The following is a 13152-nucleotide window of genomic DNA, read 5'->3' on the forward strand; positions in this document are numbered from 1 at the left end:
TTCGCATAATGACGTGAAAAGCAAAATATTTGCAAAAAATAAATTTAAATAATAGAATTTAATAGTAAAAACATATATATGAGGAGAGATAGTTATGATTACAGTGTACACTTCCCCAAGCTGCACATCTTGTCGTAAAGCAAAGAAATGGTTGGAAGACCATGATATTCCCTATGTGGAAAAAAACTTTTTCAAAGTACCATTAACAAGAGATGAGCTTTTAAACATGTTGCGGTACACAGAGACCGGAACTAGTGAACTTATTTCACAACGGTCAATGGTTTATCAAAAGCTTTCAGTAAATTTGGACGAACTGAGCATCAGCGAGTTGCTGGATTTGATTCAGGAAAATACCAGCTTACTCCGCCGACCAATCATCATTGATGATTATAGAATGCAAGTTGGTTTTAACGAAGATGAAATTCGAGTATTTTTACCTAGAGAAGTTAGAAAACAGGAACTCACACACGCCTTGCTTCTGACTGGTGTTTTTTAAAATTTTATTATTTTGATATAAATATTTTGAATGTAAAGCTGTTCAACGTTGAATTTTCAAGGTTGGACAGCTTTTTTGTCAATAAAGTGATGGATTAAAGATTACTATAAGGAATCGGAAAACTTAGAATTTGTCTGAAATCAGAGTGAAGTCAGCTTTGTCTCTATGAGACTAATGGTTCTCGAGAAATGAAGGACTTTTGAAACACTGTTAATTTAGTTTTAAAAAGTGTACCCATATAAGAATCACAATGCCCATTTTATCTTAGCTCACTGCCAAAATTTCTGGGAAATGTGCTTCTTCTATAGCTTTCGGACAGGTCTTGGATAGTCATATGAGCAGCAATGGATTTGAGTGGTATCTACAAGAAGAGAAAATAATAAAAGCAGAAAGTAGGCTAGAAAAACCAGCTTAAAAAAAAATGAAAAATAAATAGGAAGTTTATCATTTTTGTGCTATTATCGGTAATAACTAAAATGAAGAAGGTGAAGAAATGTCGCTATTATTTGGCACAGCAGAGTTTAACGAAAATCAACATTTAGTCATTGGCGGATGTGACACAACTGAGTTAGCCGAAACATACGGGACACCATTATTTATCTATGATGTTGCTCATATCAGAGAGAAAGCCAGAGGCTTTAAGAAGACACTTGATGAATTGGGAATAAAAAATAAGGTTATTTATGCAAGTAAGGCGTTTGCCTGTCTGGCAATGTATAAGCTGCTGGAAGAAGAAAATCTTGGATGCGATGTAGTATCCGGCGGTGAATTATATACAGCCGTTAAAGGCGGCATGTCTCCTGAAAATATAGAGTTTCATGGAAATAATAAATTGAAAGAAGAATTGGAATTTGCGTTGGACAGCAAGGTGGGTACTATCATTGTTGATAATTTTTATGAACTGGAACTGCTGAAGGAACTAACCGCTGCAAAAGGAGTCCAGCAGGCAGTGATGCTGCGGATTACACCAGGTGTGAACGCAGAGACACATGACTACATTTTGACAGGGCAGGTTGATTCTAAATTCGGGTTTGATGTCAACAGTGGACAGGCCGAACAAGCTATGCAGCGTGCATTAGAGATAGACGGTTTACTAGTGAAAGGCATTCATTGTCATATTGGCTCACAAATTTTTTCTTCTGACGGCTTTTTAGTGGCCGTGGAAAAGATGCTGACAATTCTACATGAGTGGAAAGAAGATTTTGGCTATACTGCTGAGATTTTGAACATGGGTGGCGGTTTTGGTATTCAGTATACTGAAGCGGATGAACCGCTTAAACCTGAGCAGTTTGTAAAAGCAATCGTAGAAAGCGTTAAAGGACAGTGTGCACGGCTTGACTATCCATTACCTGAACTGTGGCTGGAACCAGGACGGAGTCTGGCGGCAGAAGCGGGCACTACGTTGTATAAGGTTGGTGCTCAAAAAGTAATCCCAGATGTTCGTCATTACGTCGCAGTGGACGGCGGGATGGGGGATAATATTCGTCCTGCTCTTTATGAAGCTGAATATACCGGGATGTTGGCAAACCGAGTCAGCAGAGAAACGACAAGTAAAGTAGCTGTCGTTGGGAAATATTGTGAATCGGGAGATGTCCTAATAAAGGAAATTGATTTACCAGAAGTAGTCGCTGGGGATTTATTTGCTATGACCAGTACAGGTGCGTATGGTTACTCAATGGCCAGTAACTATAATCGTAATCCTAGACCAGCGGTTGTTTTTGTTGAAAACGGTGAAGCAAAATTAGTCATCCGCAGAGAAACCTATGAAGATTTGATTTCTTTGGATTGTGAAGACTAAGTGGATTTTAAAGGAACTTCTTAACAGTAGGGCAAGGAAAGCGAGCTGTGTATTTGATGATTAGGGATGTAGCATTGTCAGTTTGATAAATGTGACAGCCCTTTTCCTGTAGTCTTGAAAATTAAAAGTATTTTTTATGATTTGGAGGTTGAGGATGAGTCAAAAAGAGAAATCTGAAAATGGACTTGCGCTAGGTTTGTCATTTGGACTGTTATTTGGATTGTTGCTGAATCAGCTGGCCTTAGGACTTTGCTTGGGCTTGGCAATTGGTGCTGCTTATGATGAACTTCAGAAAAAGAAAAAATAAATCTTTTAAATAATCAATCCTGATGGTCAATGAAGTTAGTAGAAATAAGTAAGTAAAAAATAAATCAGAAGGTGAAGAAATGCAATTTAGTGATGAAATAATCCAGTATTTGTTGTTGATTACTACGATTGTAATCAGTATTCAACTTATTCGTGGGAAATGGCTGATGCTTATTGCCGGCTACAATACAATAGAACCGGAAAAGCGAAAAGAGACTAATGGTCCAGCTTTAGGAAAAGCAGTCGGAACTTTTTTATTATATATCGATTTAGTTTTAATATTGTCGATTTTATTTCCAGCAACGAGTGACTATTCATTTGTGTTGATACTGATTCCGCTGGCATTTCTGCTTATCTTTGTAAATACTTCTCCCAGATTTAAAAACTGATTGTAGGATTTTTTTGGAAATAATAAGAAAAAAGTAAGTTATCCAAGAAGAAAGAAAATAGGAGATTAAAAATGATTGCTTCAATTAATGATTGGCAGGCAGAAAAGCAGCTGGTAAATTATTATACCTTTCAAGCTAATTTGTGGGGAAAAGATGCATATATTAATGTTTCTCTTAAAAAGGCTAAAGAAGACCTGAATGTTCAAGAAAAGGATCAATTGATTAAGCTTTTAACTAAGGAAATTCAGTGGATTGAGAAGAGTAAAACAGAGTTTTGCGGTTTAATGCTTGAAGAAGGAATTCTAGCTCTTGCAGAGGACTGGACCTGTGCTGCAGAAGAGGTAGAAGGAAAAGCAGGTTGTTATAAAATCGATGGACAAGAGGTGCAGCTGCCAATAACTAAACAGGTTTTTGAAGAGAGCTTGTATTTTAATGGGGTAGGTTTCGAAATGAGTGAGGATTTAACTAAGTATGATTTGACGCTATATATCGAATGTAGTCCTGATTATTTTGCAGGTCATGCGATAGAGGTCTGGAGCAATCAGGAGCATTGTGTGACGGTTGGCAGTTTAGTCGGTTAAGTAGTATGAGAGAAACTAGTTTTATATAAAATCTTAATTTTTTATAGAATTAAGTTGTATTATTGGAATTCCCTGTATGCTGACGATAAAATAAAGGTATAGAAAATTTCGGAGGGATGACAATGAACAAGAGTAAAGGTCAGAAAATTGATAAGATTCAACTATTGAAGGCAGTAATTACGATAGTATCAGGAATTCTTCTTCTGAAAGCTGTTTTCAAAAAACGAGAAGCTTAGGGTTTTTATTAGGAATAAAGTTCTTGGATCAAGAAAAGAATGCAAATATCAATTTTGAAGCATCAGACGAGGAATGGGTCTGATGCTTTTTCGTTTGAAAGAAAGGAACAAATAGTCATTGGCAAACATTTATGATATGGTTATTTTAAGAAATTAAAAAAGGAGAGGTGGAAACTTGAAACTGGTGTTGACGATTATTTTTTGTATGTTTATCTTGGTATTTCTCTATAGATATTTACTTGCTCAGTCAAAAAATCCTTCCGGATTTATCGGCAAAAGAATGATGCGGATCTGGAACGGAACGTATATACCAATGGTTAAATGGGCTGTCAAACATGGGATTAACGAACAGCCCAAAAGAATACTTGATGTTGGGATGGGAAATGGAGCATCCAGTAAATTACTGAAAAACTATTATCCAGCCGCTGATATAACGGGGATAGACATTTCTGAAACAGCTGTTCGTCTGGCAAATGAAAAAGTAGAAAAAGGACTTTGTTTTAAACAGGAATCAATTGAACGGACGACATTTAATGAGCAGACCTTTGATTTGATTACCGCTTTTCAAACACATTTTCATTGGGAAAATCTGGACACGGCTTTTATAGAAATCGCTCGGATTCTCACGCCAGAAGGGACAGTGTTACTCTCCTGTGAAGAATCAAAGCAGCGCTATTTTCTAAAAGAATTAGGTGTATCAGCTCATTTTAAAGAATATTTAAGCACAAAGGGTTTTACCGTAAAAAAGCAGATGACAAAGAACGGCTGGTTGTTATTTATAATAGAAAAAAATTGTTAAAAGGAGAAAATAAACATGGGAATATTTGATAAATTAAAAGGATATATTGATCAGACAAAGAGGAATGGAGAATTAGCTAGAGAAAGAGAGTTTAATCAAATCTATGATAACTCAGAGCTTTTTCAGGAAGGACCATTTGAAATTGATTATATAGGTGCTATGTTGACGACAGGAGATAAGAGACCTCTAGTAAGCATTGAAATGGAATGGTTAAACACGAGCAAGGAGCCCTGTAAACTAAGTGAGTATCTGTTATCTATTTCGGCTGTTCAAGCTGGAGAAGAACTGAAAGCTACCGGCTTTATCTTTGACGAGGAAGGGTTAGTATTTGAAACACCTCTTGATGCAGGTACCAGAGATGGCGATGCTTTAATCAATTTCGAATTGGTTAATTTATCTGATTCTGTAGAGGTAGTTATTTGCTTCGCAGATGGCAAGAAGCAGTTTACGGTTATTTTTCCAGAACACTTAAAAAGCGATTTACTTGTCTAATACAGATGGTGGGTAAGAAATACTGGCTGAGGTGAGTGCTACATAGTTGGATGGGCAGCTGTTACTTTCCTTAGACAATTGTTCTTAGAATGCATTTGCTGACCGTGTGGATAAGGATTGCAGAATTGGAAGTTATTTTCCTCTAACAAAAGCTGAAAATCAGTGATATTTTATAAAAATACTGGGTAATATAATGTAGAAATGATATGATGTATTAAAATACATCAGACCTTTATGTAGGAGGAAATAAATGAATAAACAAATAAAGTACATTCTTTTGATTTTTCTAGTATCATTTAATCTACGATTGGGGATTGCCAGTGTTCCGCCGATTCTGGCTCAAATCAAGAATTCACTGGAATTAACAAATTTAGAGGCGAGTTTGCTTACAAGTATTCCAGTTGTTTGTATGGGTGTACTGGCCTTTTTTGTAAGTAGTATTCAACAAAAGTTAGGTAGAAAATATGGCGTTTTTATCTTCTTAATTCTATTGGGTTTTAGTATTAGCGGGAGGGCTTTTGCGGCTAATTACTATCTGCTTATTTTGACCACGTTTTTAATTGGTTTTGCTATTGCCATAATAGGTCCTTTGTTATCAGGATTTATTAAGGAAGAATTTCCCAATAAATCAGGTTTGCTTATTGGGTTCTATTCTTTAGGAATGGGTCTTGGGGCGGTTTGTGCATCCAGCTTTATGATACTGATAACCAATTTTTTTGACGGAAGCTGGCAGTATTCGCTAGCGGTATGGGGAATCTTTGCGGTGATTACCGCCTTACTTTGGTTATTTTTTGTTCCAGCACAGCAGGAACACAGCTTGAAGGAGAAAGACCAATCCGAGACGGTTCGCACGCATTTAAAAAATCCCAAACTGTGGCAAATGATTCTTTTCTTTGGCATTCAATCAGGCATCTTTTACAGCATTACCACTTGGATTCCAGACTTCTTGCTCCACAAAGGATTAACACCAACTGCTTCAGCACTACAGCTGACTCTTTTCACTGCTGTTCAAATGACGTTTAGTTTCATCATTCCAACGATGATGGATCGATTCGGACGTCTCGGACAATGGCTGACAGGCTGTTGCCTATTCATGTTCGGAGCGGTTTTATTGTTCCTGTTTTGTAATGGAGAATTCCTTATGACGATTGGTACTATCTTAACGGCTATAAGCCTAGGCGGGCTATTTCCAATAGCGATGCTGCTGCCGCTTCAGTCTAGTAGTAATGCAGTTGAAGCGAGTATTTGGACAAGTTTAGTGCAGGCGTTTGGGTATATCATCGGCGGTGTTATTCCCTCAATTATCGGGTTACTAGTGGATCAATCCGGCAGCTATTCCTTTTTGTTCTGGTTTGTTGCTGTTGGAACAATCCTACTGCTGCTGACTGGTCTGAAGGATGGAAAGCAAAGGGTAACTGCTCATGAATAGTAGAGGACTGGTTAACCAAACAATCACTGCTCTTATCAACTATATAGAAGAAAATCAGCTAACTGCCGGGCAAAAGCTTCCTAAAGAAACTGATTTAGCAAAAGAGCTTGAAATTGGTCGTTCTACATTGAGAGAAGCAGTTAAAATATTGTCATTCTCAAATGTTTTAGATGTTCGACAGGGAGCTGGAACCTTTATAAATAATGAGCCATTTAGTCAAAGTCCTTCAGTAGAGCAGCTCTTGACGGCTCGCGAAATGCTTGAAAAACAGGCAGTTGAACAGCTTGCGAAACAAGAATGTGATGTGGCAGAGCTGATTCAGTTGAAAGAAGCATTGTTCGAAAGAAATCGTCTGCTGCAGGAGGGACAGTTTTCTGACTATATAACAAGCGATTTAAATTTTCATATGAAGATAGTTTCACTTTCAAAAAATCCATTTCTTATTAAATGGTACAACGAGCTGTTGCCCGATTTAAAATTATTTTTGAGTAGTCAGATGTTGAAACTTAAGGACTATCAGGATAATACCATTCTGCATAATGAATTATACGAAGCGATTGTTGATGGAAATTACGACAAAGCTGCATTGCTGATTAGTAAAAATAATCATTTGTGATATAAAAAAGCACGCATCAGCAGAAAAAGCTGATACGTGCTTTAAATTTTTAGCGAATCCCTAATGCAATCCGAGCGTAGCGTGACATCTTATCTGTTGTCCAAGCTGGATACCATACAAGCTTCACTTCTACATTGTTAACTTCTGGAATATCAGCCACTGCTTGATGAATCTGCTCTGTTAGAATATCTGCAAGAGGACAGCCCATAGTGGTTAAAGTCATTTTGATGATGGTGTCGCCGTTTTCTTCAAATTCTATTTCATAAATCAAACCTAAATTTACGATATCAATACCTAATTCAGGGTCAATAACTGTTTCAAGAGCAGTCAAAATCTCTTCTTTAATCTCTTCGATTTCTTCAGCAGACCGTTTCTGTTCTTCGCTCATTGTCTCTCGACTCCTTTATCATTAACTATCGTTTATAATACCTTCTTTTTTCTGTTTTGTAAATGAGAATCTCTTTCAATAAAGAAGCAGTAGCGCCTGTCCACCAGATGTAAAGAGTCTTTCAATTTGACTGATTTATACTGGCACAATCAGAAAAAAAAAAATTCTTGAGAAAAAAAGATTGACAAAATCTTAAGAAATTTGTAAACTATTGAGTGTTAACAAGTTGAATAACGTTTTCATGTGACTAGATAATACTAGGCATGGAAGAATTTCATGTGGTTATGACAGTTAATGTCATACAATTATGGAGTTGTTCTATGCTTTTTTTGTTGCGTTCATGGAAATGAAACTGCCAACTCTGCAGAAGAGGTAATGTTTATGAAAATCAAAAAAGTACTAAATCAAAATGCAGTTCTTGTGCTTGACGAAGGACAAGAAAAAGTCGCTGTCGGTAAAGGGGTCGGCTTCAACAAAAAGAAAAATGATGTGCTGCCTCAGCAGCAGGTTGAACGGATTTTTGTGATGGAGCCGGAAGGACTGAAAAAGCTTCAAGTCCTGTTATCCCAAATCGATGAAAAATATTTTTTTGCTACGGAAGAAATCATCAAGTATGCTGAAAATACTCTTGGCGAAAAGCTTAATGCACATATTAATGTTGGTTTAAGTGACCACATTGCTTTTGCAGCTGAAAATATTCAGAATAATATTATTGTTCGGAATAAGCTATTGAATGAAATCGAAATATTGTACGGTGACGAGTTTGCAATTGCTCAATGGGCAGTTGATTATCTGACTCAAACACTGGGTTTGCCTTTTAGCTATGATGAAGCTGGTTATATTGCTATTCATATCCACAGTGCTCGCAGCGGACGCACGGACAACAGTAAAAGTATTCGTGAGGTCACGATTGTTTCTGAAATTATACGTTTAATTGAGCAGGAGCTGGATATCAATATTTATGATGAACAGATGAGTTTGAGTTATTCCCGTCTGGCGAATCACCTCCGTTTGTTTATTCACCGCTTCGAACAAAATCATTACGCTGTATTGGACGACGATATTTTGGATGTTGTTCGTAAAAAATATGCGGAAAGCTATGAAATCGCCAAGAAGATTCAAGTGTTACTGATGAAAAACTTCCACTATCAAGTGCCGAATGAAGAGCTGGGCTATTTAGCAATTCATATTGAACGGCTGCGCATGATTAAAAACAAATAGAGAAGGAGTTATGTATTATGAAAGAATACATGCAAAGAATGGGTCGCTCTTTAATGCTTCCAGTTGCGGTACTTCCTGCTGCTGCGATTCTTATGGGGATTGCAAACTGGGTTGGAAATGGCGATCCTAATGTCAATGTATTTACAATCTTTATGTTTAATGCTGGTGATGCGATTCTTGGTCACCTAGCGCTATTGTTCGCTGTAGGTTTAGCTTTAGGAATGTCTAAAGATAAGGATGGTTCAGCTGCTTTAGCCGGATTAGTTGCTTATCTGATTCCTGAAAAATTATTAGCTCCTGCATCAGTTCAAATGATTCAAGGTTTGGACGATGTTAGTGAAGTAGCCGCAGCATTTTCAAAAATTCAAAATAACGTTTTAATTGGTATTATTGCTGGTTTAGTGGCGGCTGCTATGTACAATCGTTTTTCTAATGTTAAGCTGCCAATGGCCTTATCATTCTTTAGCGGAAAACGTCTAGTTCCAATTATGGCAGCTGCTTCAATGGTTGTTATTTCAGCGGGACTATACTTTATCTGGCCAGTTATCTTTGATGGATTAGTAGCGTTTGGTGAAGCAATTTCCGGCTTAGGATTTATGGGAGCTGGTTTATATGGATTCTTCAACCGTTTATTGATTCCAACTGGGCTGCACCATGCGTTAAACTCAGTATTCTGGTTTGATGTTGCAGGAATCAATGATATTGGTAATTTCTTAGGTGGTCAAAAGGCAATTGAAGAAGGTTTGGCGATTGTTGGTAAAACAGGAATGTATCAAGCTGGATTCTTCCCAGTAATGATGTTTGGATTACCTGCTGGTGCTTTGGCAATTTATCAAAGTGCTCGCCCAGAAAAGAAAAAAGCAACAGCTTCATTAATGATGGCAGCTGCTTTTGCTTCATTCTTTACTGGTGTAACTGAACCATTGGAATTCTCATTTATGTTTGTTGCATGGCCGTTATACGTGCTTCATGCTGTATTCACTGGTCTGTCACTAGCAGTGGCTGCGTTCTTCCAATGGACAGCAGGTTTCGCATTTAGTGCCGGTTTTGTTGACTATTTCCTAAGCTTGAAAAACCCAGTTGCTAACAGCCCGCTTATGTTAGTTGTTGAAGGGATTTTCCTTGCAGCAGTTTACTATTTCGGCTTCCGTTTTGCAATTAAAAAATTCAATTTAATGACACCAGGTCGTGAAGAAGGCGATGGAGAAGAAACTCCAGATGTAGCAGATGGTGACAATAAGTTTGCTTCATTGGCTCGCAGAATCTACGAAGGATTAGGCGCTCAAGGGAATGTGACTTCAATTGATAATTGTACAACTCGTTTACGTTTAACTGTTAAGGATACAGGTAGTGTTGATCAAGGAAAAATTAAAGCAACAGGCGTTCCAGGAGTTAAGGTAATTGATGATAAGAACATCCAAGTAATTGTTGGTACAGAAGTTCAGTTTGTTGCAGATGAAATGACGAAGCTTCATAACTCTGGCGGCATCAGCGGTGCACCAACAGGTGATACGGCAAAAAAGCCTGAGCCAAAACCGGAAGCTCCTAAAGTTTCCGGCGGCGTAACAGAGCTTTATGCAGTAGCTGATGGAAAAACTGTTCCGATTTCTGAAGTACAAGATGATGTGTTCTCAGCAAAAATGATGGGTGATGGCTATGCAGTTGTTCCAACTTCTGGAGAAGTGTTTACACCTGTTGCGGGTAAAATTACTAATATTTTCCCAACAAAACATGCTATGGGAATTCTGACTGATTCAGGAATTGAAGTATTGCTTCATATGGGATTGGATACTGTTGAATTGAAGGGTGAACCATTTACACTTCATGTTTCAGAAGGACAGACTGTGAAACAAGGCGATAAAATTGCAACAATTGATTTATCTGCTCTTGAAAGAGCGAATAAGAAATCTGACTTGATTGTGGTATTTACGAATCAGGACGTAGTAAAATCCTATGATTTAGCTAAAGCAGGACAAGCTGTAAAAGCGAATGATATTGTAGGAAAAACAACTGTATAATTAATAACAAAGCCAGAGTTACGTAAAAGTAGCTCCGGCTTTTTTTGTTCACTAGATTAGTTAGTAATTCATGCTATTTCCAACTGACTGACAAATTAGAAGTGGCAAAAAAGAAAGGTTGTATTTATCTAAAATCATATTTAATAACGATAATATGTATGCTATAATTCATTAAAAGGAAAGGAGTGTTAAGTTGTGGTAAAATGTTTAAAGTTTGTTTTTTTTGTTGGATTAGTGTTTTTAGGAGTGATTGGTAGTGATGGGGCTGTTTATGCTGACGGTATGACTGATGAAGGAGTTAGTTATACTTTTCCAGAAGTAGCTGAGGATAAGATAGTTGATATTCCAGATTTTTCGTTTAGTGAAATAGAACCAAAGAAAATTTGGGGACCAGATGAACGCCGTCCAGTTAGCAACACAACAGTATTTCCATATTCAGCTGTTGTTAAGGTAGTTTGTCACTACAATGTTGGTTTGCCCTCAAGCGGGACAGGAAGTATGATTGGTAAAGATGCTGTGCTAACCAATGCTCACGTAGTTTACAGTAAGGATAGAGGATGGCCTAAGTCAATTACTGTATATCCTGGGAAAAATGCTAATAGTGAACCTTTTGGCAGTGCCCAATCTAGAGTAGTAACGATTTCAAGTACTTCTTATGGTGCAACAAATGATTATGCAGTAATTAGGTTGAATAAAGCGATTGGAAATAATACTGGATATTTTGGATTAACAAGCACAATTCCATCCTCTTTGACATTAACAGGTTATCACGGAGATAAGAAGGACGGTAAAATGTATACTCAAACCAGTAGTATCGTTGGTTCTAATAATGAACAAATTCTTCATCAGTTCGATGCATGGGCTGGCTCTAGTGGAAGTCCAATGTATAATAGTAATAAACAAATTGTCGCAATACATGCTGGTGGCTATTCTAGTTATGATTATGCTGTTCGAATGAATGGAAAAGCTAAAAGTAATGTTGTCGCATGGGCGCATGACAAGAATTCTGATGGAACAATATATACTGGAGTCAATTATCAGACACATACTAAAAACTTTGGCTGGATGAACTTTGTGGCTAACGGTACTACTTCTGGAACAACAAAACAGAGCAGACAAGCTGAGGCTTTGCAAATCAAACTGAGTGGCTATTCAGGAGGGATTCAGTATCGATCCCACGTTCAAAGCAAAGGCTGGCTACCTTGGGTTTCAAATGGTCAGACAGCGGGAACCGTTGGTGAATCACGACGGTTGGAAGCTTTTCAAGTGAAGTTAACAGGAGCAATTGCCAACACACATCGCATTGAATACAGAGCTCATGTACAGAGCAAAGGGTGGTTGCCTTGGGTGAAAGATGGTCAGACAGCGGGAACGGTTGGAGAAGCCAGACAAGTGGAGGCAATCGAAATGCGACTTGTAAAAAAATAAAAACATTAGCAGTTTGATTATAATTGAAAACAGTGGATAAGGTAATGTAAATTACTTTCGTCCACTGTTTTTATCTACAAAAATAGTAATATGATAACGATACATGAAAATATACTGCCGATTGAGTCAAAAATTAATGAAGTCTACTTTTTTAATGCCTAGACTGGTAAACTATGAGTAAGCTAAATGTATAAAGGAGAAAAGAGCATGAAAGAATTAATTACAGAGCGGTTAAATATAAGAAGATTCACCGAAAATGATGGTCCATCCTTATTTAACTATTTATCTAAAGAAGAGGTGGTTCATTTCGAACCTTATCCCCCTTTTACAAAAGAGCAGTCGGATAAGGAAGCGCTGCGGCGTGCGCAGGATAAAAGCTTTTGGGCTGTTTGTCTGAATGATGGAACGTTGATCGGAAATCTCTATTTTTCTAAAGGTGAGTTTGATACTTGGATGATTGGTTATGTTTTCAATAATGAGTATTGGGGACAAGGCTATGCAACTGAAGCGGTAAATGCAATCTTTGACTATGGATTTCAGGAGTGGGGAGTGCGTCGGATAATTGCACTCTGTAATCCTCTAAATACTCCTTCATGGCAGCTGCTGGAGCGGGTAGGCATGCGTAGAGAAGGTGAATTGAAGCAGAATGTGTTTTTCAACATGGACGAACTAGGAAAACCTATTTGGCAGGATACTTATGAGTATGGTTTGCTTAAGAATGAATATATGAAAAATAAAGCGAACTCTTGAAAACTTAGGTAAAAGGCACTGACCCCCAAGAATGAGAATATAAAAAAGAGGCACCTCCGTTGAATTTATTTTATATAATAAATTTAGCGGAGGTGCTTTTGATGAAGAAAAAAATGGCGTATTCTCTTGAAGTCAAAGAGAAAGTAATTGAATTGAAAATTGAAGGAAAGACAACAAAAGAGATACTAGAGCTGACAGGGGTTAA

The 13152-nt window shown here is 37.5% G+C and carries 14 protein-coding genes; 13 read left to right on the plus strand and 1 reads right to left on the minus strand.

Annotated features, from left to right (window positions below):
• Positions 1-94: 94 nt before the first annotated feature.
• The 9 genes from spx to AC1Z3K_RS06525 all read left to right on the plus strand — a co-directional run bounded on the left by spx (position 95) and on the right by AC1Z3K_RS06525 (position 7142).
• The gene (gene spx / locus AC1Z3K_RS06485) at positions 95-496 is read left to right on the plus strand and encodes a transcriptional regulator Spx (RefSeq protein ID WP_426081369.1); all 402 of its coding nucleotides are present in this window, start codon (positions 95-97) and stop codon (positions 494-496) included.
• A 493-nt stretch (positions 497-989) separates the two neighbouring features.
• Entirely contained in the window at positions 990-2294 is a 1305-nt protein-coding gene (gene lysA, locus AC1Z3K_RS06490; protein WP_461732214.1) for a diaminopimelate decarboxylase, read from the plus strand.
• Positions 2295-2448: 154 nt separating this feature from the next.
• On the plus strand, positions 2449-2601 hold the full coding sequence (locus AC1Z3K_RS06495; protein ID WP_426081371.1) for a glycine zipper domain-containing protein: 153 nt from the start codon (positions 2449-2451) through the stop codon (positions 2599-2601).
• Positions 2602-2680: 79 nt separating this feature from the next.
• Positions 2681-2989 (plus strand): DUF3784 domain-containing protein, encoded by a 309-nt coding sequence (locus AC1Z3K_RS06500; RefSeq protein ID WP_461732215.1) that lies wholly within the window; start codon positions 2681-2683, stop codon positions 2987-2989.
• Positions 2990-3060: 71 nt separating this feature from the next.
• Positions 3061-3570, plus strand: a complete 510-nt coding sequence (locus tag AC1Z3K_RS06505) for a DUF2262 domain-containing protein (RefSeq protein ID WP_461732216.1) — start codon at positions 3061-3063, stop codon at positions 3568-3570.
• 420 nt (positions 3571-3990) lie between these two features.
• Positions 3991-4605, plus strand: a complete 615-nt coding sequence (locus tag AC1Z3K_RS06510) for a class I SAM-dependent methyltransferase (protein WP_426081519.1) — start codon at positions 3991-3993, stop codon at positions 4603-4605.
• Between the two features lie 15 nt (positions 4606-4620).
• Positions 4621-5097 carry a hypothetical protein gene (locus AC1Z3K_RS06515; RefSeq protein WP_461732217.1) on the plus strand — a complete coding sequence of 159 codons (477 nt, stop codon included), beginning with the start codon at positions 4621-4623 and terminating at the stop codon, positions 5095-5097.
• Between the two features lie 250 nt (positions 5098-5347).
• Complete coding sequence (locus AC1Z3K_RS06520; RefSeq protein WP_461732218.1) at positions 5348-6526, plus strand: MFS transporter; 1179 nt, start codon at positions 5348-5350, stop codon at positions 6524-6526.
• Entirely contained in the window at positions 6519-7142 is a 624-nt protein-coding gene (locus tag AC1Z3K_RS06525; RefSeq protein ID WP_461732219.1) for a FadR/GntR family transcriptional regulator, read from the plus strand. The genes AC1Z3K_RS06520 and AC1Z3K_RS06525 overlap by 8 nt, the downstream gene beginning before the upstream one ends.
• 49 nt (positions 7143-7191) lie before the next feature.
• On the opposite strand, the gene AC1Z3K_RS06530 is transcribed toward AC1Z3K_RS06525, so the two are convergent.
• The gene (locus AC1Z3K_RS06530; protein ID WP_426081377.1) at positions 7192-7530 is read right to left on the minus strand and encodes a metal-sulfur cluster assembly factor; all 339 of its coding nucleotides are present in this window, start codon (positions 7528-7530) and stop codon (positions 7192-7194) included.
• A gap of 381 nt (positions 7531-7911) precedes the next feature.
• Between AC1Z3K_RS06530 and AC1Z3K_RS06535 the strand changes: the two genes are divergently transcribed.
• The 4 genes from AC1Z3K_RS06535 to AC1Z3K_RS06550 all read left to right on the plus strand — a co-directional run bounded on the left by AC1Z3K_RS06535 (position 7912) and on the right by AC1Z3K_RS06550 (position 12947).
• Positions 7912-8751 carry a PRD domain-containing protein gene (locus AC1Z3K_RS06535; RefSeq protein ID WP_426081378.1) on the plus strand — a complete coding sequence of 280 codons (840 nt, stop codon included), beginning with the start codon at positions 7912-7914 and terminating at the stop codon, positions 8749-8751.
• Positions 8752-8768: 17 nt separating this feature from the next.
• Complete coding sequence (nagE, locus tag AC1Z3K_RS06540; protein WP_461732220.1) at positions 8769-10769, plus strand: N-acetylglucosamine-specific PTS transporter subunit IIBC; 2001 nt, start codon at positions 8769-8771, stop codon at positions 10767-10769.
• A 195-nt stretch (positions 10770-10964) separates the two neighbouring features.
• A complete protein-coding gene (locus AC1Z3K_RS06545) occupies positions 10965-12197 on the plus strand; it encodes a trypsin-like serine protease (protein ID WP_461732221.1) in 1233 nt (410 codons plus the stop codon).
• Positions 12198-12404: 207 nt separating this feature from the next.
• Positions 12405-12947: a GNAT family N-acetyltransferase gene (locus tag AC1Z3K_RS06550; protein ID WP_461732222.1), complete on the plus strand. Its 543-nt coding sequence runs from the start codon at positions 12405-12407 to the stop codon at positions 12945-12947.
• Positions 12948-13152 lie beyond the last annotated feature (205 nt).

It is taken from the genome of Enterococcus sp. LJL128 (genome assembly GCF_056924295.1).